The organism is Enterobacter hormaechei ATCC 49162 (assembly GCF_001875655.1).
Classification (GTDB): Bacteria; Pseudomonadota; Gammaproteobacteria; order Enterobacterales; family Enterobacteriaceae; genus Enterobacter; species Enterobacter hormaechei.
In genome coordinates, this window is record NZ_MKEQ01000001.1 from 545,704 (window position 1) to 559,155 (window position 13,452).

Sequence of the window (13,452 nt, forward strand, 5' to 3'; positions counted from 1 at the left end):
CTCCTTAGCGTCCCAGATAGACGTCAATCACCTGTTCATTGGCCTGTACCTCGCGAAGCGAGCCTTCCGCCAGCACGCGCCCCTGATGCAGCACCGTGACGTGATCAGCGATGGTCTCGACGAAGCCCATATCGTGCTCAACCACCATCAAAGAATGCTTGCCTGCCAGGGTTCGGAACAGCTCGGCAGTGTATTCCGTCTCTGCGTCCGTCATGCCAGCGGCGGGTTCGTCCAGCAGCAACAGGTGCGGATCCTGCACCAGCAGCATGCCTATCTCCAGAAACTGCTTCTGTCCGTGTGAAAGCAGCCCGGCGCGGCGATCGCGCTCGCTGCCAAGCCGCAGTAAAACCAGCATCTCGTCAATGCGGTCACGCTGTTCGCTGCTGAGCGTGGCCCGCAGGCTCGCCCAGACGGACCTGTCGGCTTTCATGGCGATTTCGAGGTTTTCCCCTACGGTCAGCGCTTCAAACACCGTCGGCTTCTGAAACTTACGACCAATCCCCTGACGGGCAATGGCCGCTGGCTCAAGGGCTGTCAGATCGATGGACTGATCGTAAAGGGCTTTTCCACTTTTTGGCCGGGTTTTGCCTGTTATGACGTCCATCAGCGTGGTTTTACCGGCCCCGTTAGGGCCAATGATGCAGCGCAACTCGCCAACGCCGATATTCAGCGAGAGGTCGGTCAACGCCTGAAAACCGTCAAAACTGACGTTAATGGCCTCAAGCTGCAATACCGGATCGGTCTGCTCGCGGTAACGGTCGCCCGGTAGCTGCCGGGTAAAGAGTCCTTCAGAGGGCTGCATTAATTCTCTCCCTTACGAAACAGACCGAACACGCCGCGTGATAAAAACAGCGTTACGGCAATGAAAATCAGGCCCAGAAACAGCTGCCAGTACTCCGGCATCGCCACGGTGAAAAAGCTCTTCGCACCGTTGACCAGCGCCGCGCCAATCACCGGACCTACCAGGGTGCCGCGCCCGCCCAGCGCCACCCAGATGGCCGCTTCAATCGAGTTGGTTGGCGACATTTCACCCGGGTTGATAATGCCCACCTGCGGAACGTACAGCGCCCCCGCCAGGCCACACAGCACGGCGGAAAGCGTCCAGACCAGCAGCTTAAAGCCGCGCGGATCGTAGCCGCAAAACGTCAGACGGTTTTCCGCATCGCGCACCGCCGTCAAAATGCGGCCAAATTTACTCTTCGCCAGCGCATAGCCCGTGCCCAGGGCCAGAAGCAGCAGCACTACCGTCGCGAGGAACAGCGCGATCCGCGTCGTCGTCGCCGTAACGGAAAACCCGAGCAGCGTGGTAAAGCCGGTAAAGCCGTTATTGCCGCCAAAGCCGGTTTCATTGCGAAAGAACAGCAGCATGCCTGCATAGGTCAGCGCCTGGGTCATGATGGAGAAATAAACCCCTTTGATCTTCGAGCGGAAAGCAAACCAGCCGAAAACCAGCGCCAGCAGACCGGGGATCGCCACGATTAATACCAGTGCCCAGGCAAAATGCTGCGTTCCCCACCAGAACCAGGGCAGTTCGCTCCACGAAAGAAACGACATAAACGCGGGCAGCCCGTCGCCCGCCGCCTGGCGCATCAGGTACATCCCCATCGCATAGCCGCCGAGGGCGAAAAATATGCCGTGCCCCAGCGAGAGCATTCCGGCATAGCCCCAGACCAGATCGAGGGCCACGGCAACAACCGCGTAGCAGAGGATTTTGCCGATGAGCGTTAACATCCACGTGGAAATGGCCAGCGGATGCGTTGCGGGCAACAGCGCGAGAAAAGGCAGCACCAGCAGCGCCGCAACCAGCAGACTGCCGAAGATTTGTGCGGTGCGCGGTGCACTGCGCGCCAGTGTTAAGGTCAATGGCTGGCTCATCAGTCTGTCACCCTCCCTTTAAGTGCGAATAACCCCTGCGGACGTTTCTGGATAAACAGAATGATCGCCACCAGAATCAGGATTTTGCCCAGCACCGCGCCCATCTGCGGTTCGAGAATTTTATTGAAGATCCCCAGACCAAAGGCCGCCGCGACGCTACCGGCCAGTTGGCCGACGCCGCCGAGCACCACCACCAGGAACGAATCGATGATGTATCCCTGGCCCAGCTCTGGTCCCACGTTCCCCAACTGGGACAATGCCACGCCGCCCAGCCCGGCAATGCCGGACCCGAGGCCAAACGCCAGCATATCCACCCGTCCGGTCGGCACGCCACAGCAGGCCGCCATGCTGCGGTTTTGCGTCACCGCCCGCACGTTCAGGCCCAGACGCGTTTTATTCAGCAGGAGCCAGGTGAAGAACAGCACCAGCAGCACAAACCCGAGCACCACAATGCGGTTCCACGGCAGCGTCAGGTTGGCGAAAACCTGCACCCCGCCGGACAGCCAGGCCGGGTTCGCCACCTCAAGGTTCTGTGCGCCGAAGGTCATGCGCACCAGCTGGATGAGCATCAGACTGATCCCCCAGGTGGCGAGCAGGGTTTCCAGCGGACGGCCATATAGATGGCGGATCACCGTCCGCTCCAGCACCATCCCGATACCTGCCGTCAGGCAAAACGCCACCGGCAGCGCCACCACCGGATAGAGCGCCAGCCACTGAGGCATCCACTGCGCCATCATCTGTTGCACCATCCAGGTGGCATACGCTCCGAGCATCAGCATCTCGCCGTGGGCCATGTTAATCACCCCCAGCAGACCGTAGGTGATAGCCAGCCCGAGCGCGGCCAGCAACAGTACCGACCCCAACGACAGGCCCATAAAGGCCTGACCCAACAGTTCGCCCCACATCAGACGGTGCTGAATACCCTCAAGGCTCTCCGCAGCGGCGGCACGTACCCGTGCGTCCGGCTCGGTTTGCGCCCGGGTAAACGGCGCGAGCGTGGCCTGAACGTCCGGATCGTCGGACTGTCCCAGCAGCTCAACCGCGTTAAGGCGTACTTCCGCCTGCGGGCTAGCCAGCTGAAGGTTTGCCAGCGCCAGCATGAGCGACTGCCGGGTGACATCGTCCGTTTCGCTATTGGCCCGCTGTTGCAGAAACCCGAGCATATCCGGCTGGGCGTCACGCTGAAGCTGTCGTGCGGCATTGCGCCTTTCGGTGACACTGTCACTGACAAGCTGATGCGTCGCCAGCGCCGTGACCGTTAACACGCGCAGCCGGTTGGTCAGCCGCACGGCTTTGGTCGCTCCTTCAGCGCGTTTTGCCGCGCCCAGGGCAACCATTTGGCCGTCGATGCGGGTAAATGCCTGTTTCTGGCTGTCGGTGTAGAGGTTTTCCTGTTGCAGCGCCTTAAGCAGCGGCAAACGTGCGGGTTCCGGCGTGGCTGCCCACCGGGTGAGCATGGCGGTCTGCTGACTGCGGGTGGCGGCAACGAAATCATCGGCATCCGATGCCTGCGCCATCCCTGGCAGCAGTCCGGTAAGCCACACAATCGCAATAATCATGCGCATGGCGTTCATGACGTCTCTCCCTGGTGTGGCGGCTTAGTTGCTGGCAGTTTTCATCGGCTGGTCAGGCTTTTTGTCATTCCCGGCGATAAACGGGCTCCACGGCTGAGCGCGTACCGGCTGTTCGGTCTGCCAGACGACGTTGAACTGGCCGTTGCCTTCAATTTCACCAATCATGACGGGCTTATGCAGGTGGTGGTTGGTGGCATCCATGGTCAGCGTAAAGCCGGACGGCGCGTTGAACGACTGGCCCGCCATTGCCGCGCGCACTTTGTCCACGTCGGTCGTCCCGGCTTTTTCAACTGCCTGCGCCCACATATGAAGGCCAACGTAGGTCGCTTCCATCGGATCGTTGGTCACGACGGTATCGGCATTCGGCAGCTTATGGGCTTTCGCGTAAGCTCTGTAGGCCGCGACAAAAGTCTGGTTGGTCGGGTTATCAACGGATTCGAAGTAGTTCCACGCCGCCAGGTTACCCACCAGCGGTTTGGTATCAATGCCGCGCAGTTCTTCCTCGCCCACCGAGAACGCCACCACCGGTACGTCCGTGGCTTTCAGCCCCTGGTTCGCCAGCTCTTTATAGAAAGGCACGTTGGAATCACCGTTGATGGTGGAGACCACCGCCGTTTTACCGCCTGTGGAGAATTTCTTGATATTGGCAACAATGGTCTGGTAATCGCTATGACCAAACGGGGTGTAGACCTCTTCAATATCTTTATCCTCCACGCCTTTCGAGTGCAGGAAGGCGCGGAGGATCTTGTTCGTGGTGCGCGGGTAGACGTAGTCCGTTCCCAGCAGGAAGAAGCGTTTCGCGCTGCCGCCGTCTTCACTCATCAGGTACTCCACCGCCGGGATCGCCTGCTGGTTCGGTGCCGCACCGGTATAGAAGACGTTAGGTGACATCTCTTCGCCTTCATACTGCACCGGATAGAACAGCAAACCGTTAAGCTCCTCAAAGACCGGCAGGACCGATTTACGCGATACGGAGGTCCAGCAGCCAAACACCACGGCGACCTTATCCTGGCTCAGAAGCTGGCGGGCTTTTTCGGCAAACAGCGGCCAGTTGGAGGCCGGGTCAACCACCACCGGCTCCAGCTTTTTCCCGAGCACGCCGCCTTTGGCATTGATTTCGTCGATGGTCATCAGGGCGACATCTTTCAGGGGTGTTTCTGAAATGGCCATCGTGCCGGAGAGAGAATGCATAATCCCGACTTTAATGGTCTCGGCGGCCTGGACGCCAAAGCTCATCCCCATGGCGACCACGGAGGCGGACAAGGCGAACGCTTTAATAAAGGTACGACGGTGCATATTTTCACTCCTGAAAAAGAAAGCTGTGCGAAGACGTCCGTTACCGCCCGGACGCAGAAAAAAGTAACGCCAGTTTCAGGAGAGCAAAAAGAGTGCCAGGTTGCAGAAGCAGGATTTTTAAAGGGGATGACGCAAGGAACGGCGGGAAACGACTCAGAATGGTATAGCGCTGCACTGTAATAATGCAGCGCTATGGACAACGTTACCAGACGTCGCTGGCGATTTGCGTGACCAGGCGAACTTTATCCCACTGCTGGGCTTCGCTCAGGCTGTTACCCTCTTCCGTGGAGGCAAATCCGCACTGCGGGCTAAGGCAAATCTGCTCTTTCGCTACGTATTGTGCGGCTTCTTCCAGACGCGCTTTCACCCCTTCCGGGTTCTCCAGTTCGCCGTGCTTGGTCGTGATCAGCCCCAGAACCACCTGCTGTTTACCCGGGCGGATAAAACGCAGTGGCGCGAAGTCGCCGCTACGGTCGTTGTCATACTCAAGGAAGAACGCGTCGACGTTCACCGTGCCGAACAGCACCTCCGCCACCGGCTCATAGCCGCCTTCGGAAATCCAGGTTGAGCGGAAGTTGCCGCGGCAGACGTGCAGCCCGATGGTCAGGTCATCCGGTTTGCCTTCCAGCGCTTTATTCAGCACCCGGGCATAGATGCGGGCAAGTTCGTCTGCATCATCACCGCGCTCGCGGATCTGGCGGCGCTGGTCATCCGAACAAAGATAGGCCCAGACGGTGTCATCCAGTTGCAGATAGCGGCAGCCCGCGTCGTAAAATGCCCGAATGGCATCGCGCCAGGTGGTCGCCAGATCGTCAAAGTAGACGTCCAGATCCGGGTAGACCGTGGCATCAATATCCTTGCGCCCACCGCGGAAGTGCAGCACGCTCGGGCTAGGAATGGTCATCTTCGGCTGTGCGTTACCGCTGATGCTTTTGAGGTAGCGGAAATCGTCCAGCATAGGATGATCGCCGAAGCCCAGTTTGCCCGTTACGCGCACGCCGTGGGCTTTGGTCTGCACCCCGTTGAACTGAATGCCCTGCTGGGAATCATAACGCTCCACGCCCTGTAGCCCGTCGAAGAAGTCAAAGTGCCACCAGGCGCGGCGGAATTCACCGTCCGTCACCACATGCAGGCCGCAGGCGCACTGCTGCTCGACAACATGGCGAATGGCCTCGTCCTCGACCGCGCGAAGCTGCCCGGCATCGATCTCACCGCGGGCAAATTGCAGACGGGCCTGTTTAATGGCATCCGGGCGTAAAAAACTGCCGACTACATCGGCGCGGTACGGGGCGTGGTGTCGCTGCATGGAAATCTCCTCTGTCTGTCGGCGTTAATTGCCCACAGTGATAATTCATCTCTTGAAGTTTTAGACTTCTGGATGTCTAAACGTCCTGAAAAGATGTCATACCGGCCCCCTGCCGACAAACGAGAAAATTTCATCTGTGTTGAAATAAATTCATGTTCACAGGGCGGATGATGCGGAACCTGCAAAGGCGAACTCCTCATCTTCCCAGCCGGTCATGCCCCCGAGCATAATTTTGACCGGCAGACCCAGACGCGCCAGCTTCAGCGCCGCCCGGTCCGCCCCGTTGCAGTGCGGGCCTGCACAATAGACGACAAACAATGTCTCTTCCGGCCACGCTTTCATCCGCTCTGCGGTGATCTGGCTCCAGGGCAAATGCAGCGCCCCGGGCAGGTGCCGCCGGGCAAAATGCTCAGGTTTTCCGACCACGTGCAGCAGAACAAAGTCCTGCTCACCGCTGGACACGGCGTGATGCACATCGGCGCAGTCCGTCTCAACGCTCAGACGACGCAGAAAATGTCCCACGGCTTCCTGCGGCTCAGCAGCCGGAAATTCAGTAACATAGCTCATGAATCTTCCTCATTTGGGGTGTTTGTGTTAACACTACTCTATCCCTTAATTCAGCCCATGAATGCGTCCGCCTATGCCAGAAAACAGCAAAAAGATGACAAACTTAAGTCATCCCTCTCCGCGCGCCGTCGTGCTGGCCTATGACGGTTTATGTACCTTTGAGTTTGGTGTGGCGGTAGAAATCTTTGGCCTGCCGCGCCCGGAAATGGGCGAGGAGTGGTATCAGTTCGCCGTGGCGAGCGTGGATGACGGCGAACTCCGGGCAACGGGCGGGATCCGGATTATTGCCGATGGCGATCTGCGTCTGCTGGAGACGGCGGATGTGGTGATTGTTCCCGGCTGGCGAGGGCTGGACGAACCCGTACCCGAGGCGCTCTGCCAGGCGCTCCGCGCGGCGCATGCGCGCGGTTGCCAGCTACTCTCGATCTGTTCTGGCGTTTTTGTTCTGGCGGCATCAGGTCTGCTTAATGGCCGGAAGGCAACCACCCACTGGCGCTACACGCAAGCCCTGAAAACACGCTATCCCGCCATTACCGTGGTCGAAGATGTCCTGTATCAGGACGAGGGCGATATTCTCACTTCCGCAGGCAGCGCCGCGGGGATTGATCTGTGCCTGCACGTGGTGCGACGGAATTACGGTATGGAGGCGGCAAACCGCGTGGCGCGTCGACTGGTGATCCCGCCCCATCGGGACGGCTCGCAAACCCAGCAACTTAGCCGACCGGTGGCCCAGTTGCGGGAGAGCCAGCGTTTGGGCCAGCTGTTTGACTATCTTCACCAGCATCTGGCTGTTTCCCATACCGTCGAATCGCTGGCCCTGCGGGTTGGTATGAGTCAGCGCACCTTTCTACGTCGTTTCCAGGACGCAACCGGAACAACGCCCGCGCGCTGGTTATTGACTGCGCGATTGCAGCGGGTAAAAGATTATCTCGAAAACAGTCGACTCAGTATCGACAATATTGCGGAACAAACCGGATTTGGGCAAAGCGCCACGCTGCGCCACCATTTCCGGCAGCAATTTGCGCTTTCGCCCGCGCAATATCGCAAAAAATTTTTGCAGCCGGGATGATAAACAGACAAAAAAAAACCGCCATAATCTGGCGGTAAATGCTTGCATGGATAGATTTGTATTTTGGTATCTACGCTCCGGTATTCCATACCGGAATGCGGATCACCTGCAATCTATCACTGTGAGCCTCAACGAAGCATAAACGAATCGATTAACCCGCTTTGGTATTAATTTGCAGATAACGCATCAGCCCCTGCTCTGCGCTCTGGCGGGCATCATCATTAATCGCTTCGAGATAAAATGCGCGAGAGACCCCATACGGCGCCTGCTCTGAAGGATAAACGGCGAACTGGAAGGTCTTACCCCTCGCCTTATTGGTACAGCCCAGTTCCCAACGATCTTCACTGACCTGGGTGCTATTACATTCGACACGTCCGTAATCGCTGGTTAAATACGATCCGACACGGCTTTTTGCTGACTGAATATATTCTGGTTCTTCATTTGAATAGATGCTGGCCGCAGCACCTGCCGCAACCACTACGCCCAGAAGTGATAGCACAATTATTTTTTTCATTTATTCGATCCAATCCTTAGCCAGAAAAGTCTTATTGTAAATGATTTCCCAACAAATCTAGTTGTTCTTTGCATACCAGAAATGGGAGTTTACAACGTCAATATAGCTTTTAAGAATAGTCTTATGTGCGTTTAATTGCGACCACAAATTTTGACAGTCTTTTTTCTCAAATTTAAAGAGTGTAATAATTACTCTATGAAATTATCCCTACGATGACCGTAGCGTATTTTCGGGGGCTAAAGGATGTTCAGAAAAGGGTTTTCACTACTCATGCTGATCGGCGCGCTGTTCTCAGGACAAGTGATGGCGGAGCACAAAGGACATAAATTTCTGTATGTGAAAAACGCCGACCATCAGCTTCGACATGAAGCTGACAGCGACGAGTTACGCAGTGAGGCCGAGGAGTCTGCGGAGGGGTTGCGCGAACACCATGCCTGGCAGAAATCGCGCAAACCGGATACCCACTTTCCGGGTTAGCTGCCTTTACGCTTCGGCAGGGTTTTCATCAAATCGTCCGGGCTGACGGACGCCACAATGCTGCCCGGTGGTGGCATTTTAAAGATGTGATTCTTCATCTTGCCGATAACGTGCATTTCACACGGACGGCAGTCAAACTTCAGCGTCAGCACTTCATCGCCATTCACCAGCTGCATCGGCGTCGCTTTCCAGCTTTTAATATTGCCTTTCGCCTGTTTCGGGCAAAGGTTAAAGGCAAAGCGCAGGCAGTGTTTGGTGATCATCACCGGGACATCGCCCTTCTCTTCATGCGCTTCATACGCGGCGTCAATCAGCTGCACGCCGTGACGATGATAAAACGCGCGCGCCTTGTGGTTGTAAACGTTCGCCAGGAAGGAGAGATGGGTGTCCGGGTAGACCGGCGCAGGCACCGCTTCGGCCTTACGGCTGCCGCGCGGATAGTTAGCCAGACGGGCTTCATCCAGCATCTCGGCCGTTTCACGGCGGAACTGGTTCAGCAGGCTGTTCGGCACAAACAGCGCATCCGGCAGGTTCACCTCAATATTACGCGCGTAATAGATGGTCTGCCCCAGCTTCGCCACGCCATCCTTAAGGCTGTTGAGCGCTTTCTCCGCATTGTTCGCCACCTCGAACAGGCCGTCGAGGGTATGCGTGACGCTGATACCGTCTTCACAGGTCATGGTCAGGATCAGCTGCTCTTCCCAGCCCCCCAGCGCGATATCCACCGCAATGCGGCGCTCGCTGGAGGTTTTGAGCAAGGCCTGCTGCCAGTTGTGGTCCAGGTTACGGTTCAGCGCCGCGTTGGGACGCGCTTTGTAGAGATCGGCTGGCATTTCGTTCGGCCAGACGCGATAGCGATTTTCGCCGGTTTTCTCCACCGTATTGGCGCGGAAACCCACCACTTCACGTTTGATCATCACGTTGAGACCATCGCCGTTCGCCAGCGGCTCTGTCACCTGAACGTCAAGATGGTCTTTCGCCACTTTCAGCACTTCACCTACCGGCAGGCCGATAAACTTTGGTGAATCAAACGCGCCGATATCCCCTTTGCGCGCATTGACAAAATAATCCGTACTGCCGCGGTGGAAGGTTTTATCCGTAGACGGAATAAAGAAATGCTCTGTACGTCCGGCGGAGGCGCGCGCCAGATCCCCGCGATCGTCGATGATGGTATCCAGCATCTGGCGATAATGCGCGGTGATATTTTTCACATAGCTCATGTCTTTGTAGCGCCCTTCAATTTTGAAGGAGCGTACCCCGGCGTCGATCAGCGCGCCGAGGTTCGCCGTCTGATCGTTATCTTTCATCGACAAGAGGTGTTTTTCGAACGCCACCACGCGGCCCTGATCGTCTTTCAGGGTATACGGCAGACGGCAGGCCTGGGAGCAATCTCCCCGGTTAGCGCTGCGCCCCGTCTGGGCGTGGGAAATGTTGCACTGACCGGAATAGGCCACGCACAGCGCGCCGTGGATAAAGAATTCAATCGTCGCGTCGGTTGCCTGGTGGATATCGCGGATCTGATTGAGGTTCAGCTCGCGCGCCAGAACAATCTGCGTAAATCCGACGTCCGAGAGAAACTTCGCCTTCTCAACGGTGCGGATATCGCACTGGGTGCTGGCGTGAAGCTCAATCGGCGGGATATCCAGTTCCAGAACGCCCATATCCTGAACGATCAGGGCGTCAACGCCGGTCTGGTAGAGATCGGTGATCAGACGCTGCGCAGGCTCCAGTTCATCATCATGAAGAATGGTGTTCAGGGTCACGAACACCTTCGCCCCGAAACGGTGGGCAAACGGTACCAGTTCGGCAATGTCGCGCAGGCTGTTGCTGGCGTTATGACGGGCACCGAAGCCAGGGCCGCCAATGTAGACGGCATCTGCACCGTGAAGAATGGCTTCACGGGCAATGGCGGCGTCGCGGGCCGGGCTTAGCAGTTCAAGATGATGGGAGTGCAGGCGCATACTTCGTCGTTATCCGTTATGGTCAAAATGGCGGCTATTGTAGTCAGAAGTCTGTGTCAGTGAAACCGTTTTGCGACGCTTTAGCGGGGATAATGGATCAGAGAGTGAAAATGCACCGTCCGGGCGCTGCTGTTGCGGTACGCGTGCGGTTTATCGCCAGCAAAACGCGCACCCGAATCAGCTTGAATCGTCCGCCAGATACCGTCGATTTGCATGTCCAGAACACCGCTTATCACTACCACGTGTTCAATCACCCCGGCTTCGTGCGGCGTGGACTCGCTCAGCGCGCCGGGCGACAGCGTGATGGAGAAATGGTCAAACTTAAGCTGGTCGTCCCAGGGGAAAAGCGGTTTCACCACCATCGCCTGCTGCTGCGGATCGAACACCGCCTGCGGGTCGCTCTCTGGGGTGATAAATGCCGAAAAAGGCACGTTCAGCCCGGTTGCGATTTTCCACAAGGTAGAGACCGTCGGGCTGGACTCGTTGCGTTCGATTTGCCCAAGCATCGCTTTCGATACGCCCGTCTCTTCCGCCAGTTTCGACAGGCTCCAGCCCCGCGCCTGGCGCAGCGCTTTCAGTGTGGTTGCAAGGTGTTGCGTTATGTCCATGGTTCCTCCCGTTGCGACAAAGCATACCACTTGTACGCTATAGCGCACAGTGATACCTTACCCCGGACGTTATAACGCACAACGGAGTTTTCATGCGATCGACTACCTCTCTCTTTCCTGCCGTACTGGCCGGTTTTGTTGCCGTGCTGGTGGGTTATGCCAGCTCTGCCGCCATTATCTGGCAGGCCGCGGCCGCGGCTGGCGCCAGTTCACAGCAAATCGCAGGATGGATGACCGCGCTGGGGCTAGGAATGGGGATCAGCACGCTGGCATTGTCGTGGTGGTATAAAGCCCCCGTGCTCACCGCCTGGTCGACCCCCGGCGCGGCGCTGCTCGCCACCAGCCTGCAAGGCGTCACGCTGGCGGAAACCATCGGGGTCTTTATATTTGCCAATGCACTGATTCTGCTGTGCGGCGTCACCGGCCTGTTTGCCCGATTGATGAAACTGATCCCGCATTCGCTTGCCGCCGCCATGCTGGCAGGCGTGTTGTTACAGTTTGGCCTGAAGGCATTCAGCAATCTTGAGGGTCAAGGTGTTCTTTGTGGCAGTATGTTGGCCGCCTGGCTGGTGGCTAAAGCCGTGGCACCCCGGTACGCCATTGTCGCCACGCTGCTGGTCGGGATCCTTGTGGCCTGGGCCGGAGGTGACGTTGTCACGGATAAGATGACATTATCGGTAGTGATGCCGGAATTCATTGCCCCTGCGTTCACGTTCACCAGCATGATTAGCATCGGCTTACCCTTCTTCCTGGTGACCATGGCCTCGCAGAATGCGCCCGGCTTCGCCACCATGCAGGCATCGGGCTATCCGCTGCCGGTCTCACCGCTGATCGTTGCCACCGGCGGGCTGGCGCTGCTGTTGTCTCCCTTCGGCGTTTATTCTGTCTGCATCGCCGCCATCACCGCCGCCATCTGCCAGAGCCAGGACGCCCATCCGGATGCCAGTAAACGCTGGCTGGCCGCGGCGGCGGCTGGCGGGTTTTATCTGCTGGCTGGGGTGTTCGGCGGGTCAATTTCCGGGCTGATGGCCGCCCTGCCGCTGAGCGGGGTCCAGACGCTGGCCGGGCTGGCCCTGCTCGGCACTATCAGCGGGAGTTTGTATCAGGCACTGAACCATGAAGCAGAACGTGACGCGGCAATCGTCACCTTCCTGATGACCGCCAGCGGCGTCACGATCCTGGGGATTGGCTCCGCCTTCTGGGGGCTGGTGCTGGGTGGGATCTGTTACGCCGTCCTCTCACGCCTTCGCCGCGCGTAGCTGTGACGGCGTAATGCCGGTCATGCTGCGAAAACGGTTACTGAAATGGCTGGCGGAGTTAAATCCGCAGGCCAGCGCGATGTCGGTGAGCGGCGTGGTTGTGTGCTGCACCAGCGCTTTGGCCTTCTCCATGCGGCGCTGCATGACGTACTGATGCGGCGCCAGCCCCATCGACTGGCGGAACATCCGCGCAAAATGATACTCACTGAGTGCCGCCTGGCCTGCCAGTTCCGCCAGCGTTAAGGGTTGCGCCAGATTTTCTTCGATAAAGGCCAGCACGTTACGCAGCACAAACGGCGATAACCCGCCGGTCACCACCGGCAGCTTCCACTGCACGCTGGAATAGTGCTGGACCAGATGCGTCAGCAATAAGGTCGACGCGGTGCTCAGGGTGAGCTGATTGGCGTTCTGCTGCCAGTCGCAGCCGAGCAAAAACTGGCGATAAAGGGCGGTGATTTTCGGATCGCTGCCGAAGATTTTTTCCTCCAGCGTCAGCGATAGCGGACGTTTATCCCAGATTTTCTCCCCCACATCCCGCAGATGTTCATCGGTACAGTAGAGGTGCACGAACGACAGGTCATCACGAATATCCCACGTGGATTCGCTCTCTTCCGGCATCAGACAAAAACGGTCCGGCCCGCCGCCATTTTTCCAGCCACCCGGCGTTTTTTGATAGCTTTCATAGCCATCCGCCACGTACAGGCTAAGGGTGTGATGGTTGCTTTTCACGGTGATCGTGTCGTGCTTGTTGTACCACGCCGCCAGTTGAATGCCAGTATTGAGCGCGACGGTTTCCCGCAGCACCGCATTTTGTTGGCGTAACGTTTCAAAGGTGTCGTAAACGAGAGACATGGCCGTAAACAGGTGATTAATCAGACTGTCAGTCTAAGAAGTGTTGCAGCCTGTTACCAGCGTTCGCATGAGAAAAAAGCGCAAGAATTTGCAA

Annotated in this window: 14 protein-coding genes; 4 read left to right on the forward strand and 10 right to left on the reverse strand. The window is 57.7% G+C overall.

What is annotated here, in order from left to right:
• Positions 1-4: 4 nt before the first annotated feature.
• Genes urtD through urtA form a run of 4 tightly spaced genes read right to left on the reverse strand, consistent with a single transcriptional unit; the run spans position 5 to position 4,745 of the window.
• Positions 5-802, reverse strand: a complete 798-nt coding sequence (urtD, locus tag BH712_RS02725) for an urea ABC transporter ATP-binding protein UrtD (RefSeq protein WP_006810619.1) — start codon at positions 800-802, stop codon at positions 5-7.
• The gene (urtC, locus tag BH712_RS02730; RefSeq protein ID WP_006810618.1) at positions 802-1,875 is read right to left on the reverse strand and encodes an urea ABC transporter permease subunit UrtC; all 1,074 of its coding nucleotides are present in this window, start codon (positions 1,873-1,875) and stop codon (positions 802-804) included. The genes urtD and urtC overlap by 1 nt, the downstream gene beginning before the upstream one ends.
• Positions 1,875-3,449 carry an urea ABC transporter permease subunit UrtB gene (urtB, locus tag BH712_RS02735; protein WP_006810617.1) on the reverse strand — a complete coding sequence of 525 codons (1,575 nt, stop codon included), beginning with the start codon at positions 3,447-3,449 and terminating at the stop codon, positions 1,875-1,877. Before urtB ends, urtC begins: the two co-directional genes overlap by 1 nt.
• 24 nt (positions 3,450-3,473) lie before the next feature.
• The gene (gene urtA / locus BH712_RS02740; RefSeq protein WP_006810615.1) at positions 3,474-4,745 is read right to left on the reverse strand and encodes an urea ABC transporter substrate-binding protein; all 1,272 of its coding nucleotides are present in this window, start codon (positions 4,743-4,745) and stop codon (positions 3,474-3,476) included.
• Here urtA and BH712_RS24485 point away from each other — a divergent pair.
• Positions 4,740-4,925 carry a hypothetical protein gene (locus BH712_RS24485; protein WP_006810614.1) on the forward strand — a complete coding sequence of 62 codons (186 nt, stop codon included), beginning with the start codon at positions 4,740-4,742 and terminating at the stop codon, positions 4,923-4,925. The genes urtA and BH712_RS24485 overlap by 6 nt on opposite strands.
• A gap of 22 nt (positions 4,926-4,947) precedes the next feature.
• Here BH712_RS24485 and BH712_RS02745 read toward each other — a convergent pair whose 3' ends face one another.
• Both BH712_RS02745 and BH712_RS02750 read right to left on the reverse strand, forming a co-directional pair.
• Positions 4,948-6,051 carry a cobalamin-independent methionine synthase II family protein gene (locus tag BH712_RS02745; protein WP_006810613.1) on the reverse strand — a complete coding sequence of 368 codons (1,104 nt, stop codon included), beginning with the start codon at positions 6,049-6,051 and terminating at the stop codon, positions 4,948-4,950.
• 156 nt (positions 6,052-6,207) lie between these two features.
• The gene (locus BH712_RS02750; RefSeq protein WP_006810612.1) at positions 6,208-6,618 is read right to left on the reverse strand and encodes a rhodanese-like domain-containing protein; all 411 of its coding nucleotides are present in this window, start codon (positions 6,616-6,618) and stop codon (positions 6,208-6,210) included.
• A 73-nt stretch (positions 6,619-6,691) separates the two neighbouring features.
• Between BH712_RS02750 and ftrA the strand changes: the two genes are divergently transcribed.
• A complete protein-coding gene (gene ftrA, locus BH712_RS02755) occupies positions 6,692-7,687 on the forward strand; it encodes a transcriptional regulator FtrA (RefSeq protein ID WP_006810611.1) in 996 nt (331 codons plus the stop codon).
• A gap of 151 nt (positions 7,688-7,838) precedes the next feature.
• Here ftrA and BH712_RS02760 read toward each other — a convergent pair whose 3' ends face one another.
• On the reverse strand, positions 7,839-8,201 hold the full coding sequence (locus tag BH712_RS02760) for a hypothetical protein (RefSeq protein WP_000721089.1): 363 nt from the start codon (positions 8,199-8,201) through the stop codon (positions 7,839-7,841).
• Positions 8,202-8,444: 243 nt separating this feature from the next.
• On the opposite strand from BH712_RS02760, the gene BH712_RS02765 reads away from it, so the two are divergent.
• A complete protein-coding gene (locus BH712_RS02765) occupies positions 8,445-8,678 on the forward strand; it encodes a DUF2554 family protein (RefSeq protein ID WP_006810610.1) in 234 nt (77 codons plus the stop codon).
• Here BH712_RS02765 and BH712_RS02770 read toward each other — a convergent pair.
• Both BH712_RS02770 and BH712_RS02775 read right to left on the reverse strand, forming a co-directional pair.
• Positions 8,675-10,639, reverse strand: a complete 1,965-nt coding sequence (locus BH712_RS02770) for a peptidase U32 family protein (RefSeq protein WP_006810609.1) — start codon at positions 10,637-10,639, stop codon at positions 8,675-8,677. The two genes, BH712_RS02765 and BH712_RS02770, sit on opposite strands and share 4 nt — an antisense overlap.
• Positions 10,640-10,719: 80 nt before the next feature.
• On the reverse strand, positions 10,720-11,247 hold the full coding sequence (locus BH712_RS02775) for a helix-turn-helix domain-containing protein (RefSeq protein ID WP_032673828.1): 528 nt from the start codon (positions 11,245-11,247) through the stop codon (positions 10,720-10,722).
• Between the two features lie 92 nt (positions 11,248-11,339).
• Between BH712_RS02775 and BH712_RS02780 the strand changes: the two genes are divergently transcribed.
• Entirely contained in the window at positions 11,340-12,506 is a 1,167-nt protein-coding gene (locus BH712_RS02780) for a benzoate/H(+) symporter BenE family transporter (RefSeq protein WP_006810607.1), read from the forward strand.
• On the opposite strand, the gene BH712_RS02785 is transcribed toward BH712_RS02780, so the two are convergent.
• Positions 12,486-13,358: a helix-turn-helix domain-containing protein gene (locus BH712_RS02785; protein WP_006810606.1), complete on the reverse strand. Its 873-nt coding sequence runs from the start codon at positions 13,356-13,358 to the stop codon at positions 12,486-12,488. The genes BH712_RS02780 and BH712_RS02785 overlap by 21 nt on opposite strands.
• Positions 13,359-13,452 lie beyond the last annotated feature (94 nt).

What these genes read in the sequence shown, in the direction of transcription:
- BH712_RS02750 (WP_006810612.1), bottom strand. Translation starts at nt 6,618, where the DNA reads ATGAGCTATGTTACTGAATTTCCGGCTGCTGAGCCGCAGGAAGCCGTG.
- urtB (WP_006810617.1), bottom strand. Translation starts at nt 3,449, where the DNA reads ATGAACGCCATGCGCATGATTATTGCGATTGTGTGGCTTACCGGACTG.
- urtD (WP_006810619.1), bottom strand. Translation starts at nt 802, where the DNA reads ATGCAGCCCTCTGAAGGACTCTTTACCCGGCAGCTACCGGGCGACCGT.
- ftrA (WP_006810611.1), top strand. Translation starts at nt 6,692, where the DNA reads ATGCCAGAAAACAGCAAAAAGATGACAAACTTAAGTCATCCCTCTCCG.
- BH712_RS02770 (WP_006810609.1), bottom strand. Translation starts at nt 10,639, where the DNA reads ATGCGCCTGCACTCCCATCATCTTGAACTGCTAAGCCCGGCCCGCGAC.
- BH712_RS02745 (WP_006810613.1), bottom strand. Translation starts at nt 6,051, where the DNA reads ATGCAGCGACACCACGCCCCGTACCGCGCCGATGTAGTCGGCAGTTTT.
- BH712_RS02785 (WP_006810606.1), bottom strand. Translation starts at nt 13,358, where the DNA reads ATGTCTCTCGTTTACGACACCTTTGAAACGTTACGCCAACAAAATGCG.
- BH712_RS02760 (WP_000721089.1), bottom strand. Translation starts at nt 8,201, where the DNA reads ATGAAAAAAATAATTGTGCTATCACTTCTGGGCGTAGTGGTTGCGGCA.
- urtC (WP_006810618.1), bottom strand. Translation starts at nt 1,875, where the DNA reads ATGAGCCAGCCATTGACCTTAACACTGGCGCGCAGTGCACCGCGCACC.
- BH712_RS02775 (WP_032673828.1), bottom strand. Translation starts at nt 11,247, where the DNA reads ATGGACATAACGCAACACCTTGCAACCACACTGAAAGCGCTGCGCCAG.
- BH712_RS02765 (WP_006810610.1), top strand. Translation starts at nt 8,445, where the DNA reads ATGTTCAGAAAAGGGTTTTCACTACTCATGCTGATCGGCGCGCTGTTC.
- urtA (WP_006810615.1), bottom strand. Translation starts at nt 4,745, where the DNA reads ATGCACCGTCGTACCTTTATTAAAGCGTTCGCCTTGTCCGCCTCCGTG.
- BH712_RS02780 (WP_006810607.1), top strand. Translation starts at nt 11,340, where the DNA reads ATGCGATCGACTACCTCTCTCTTTCCTGCCGTACTGGCCGGTTTTGTT.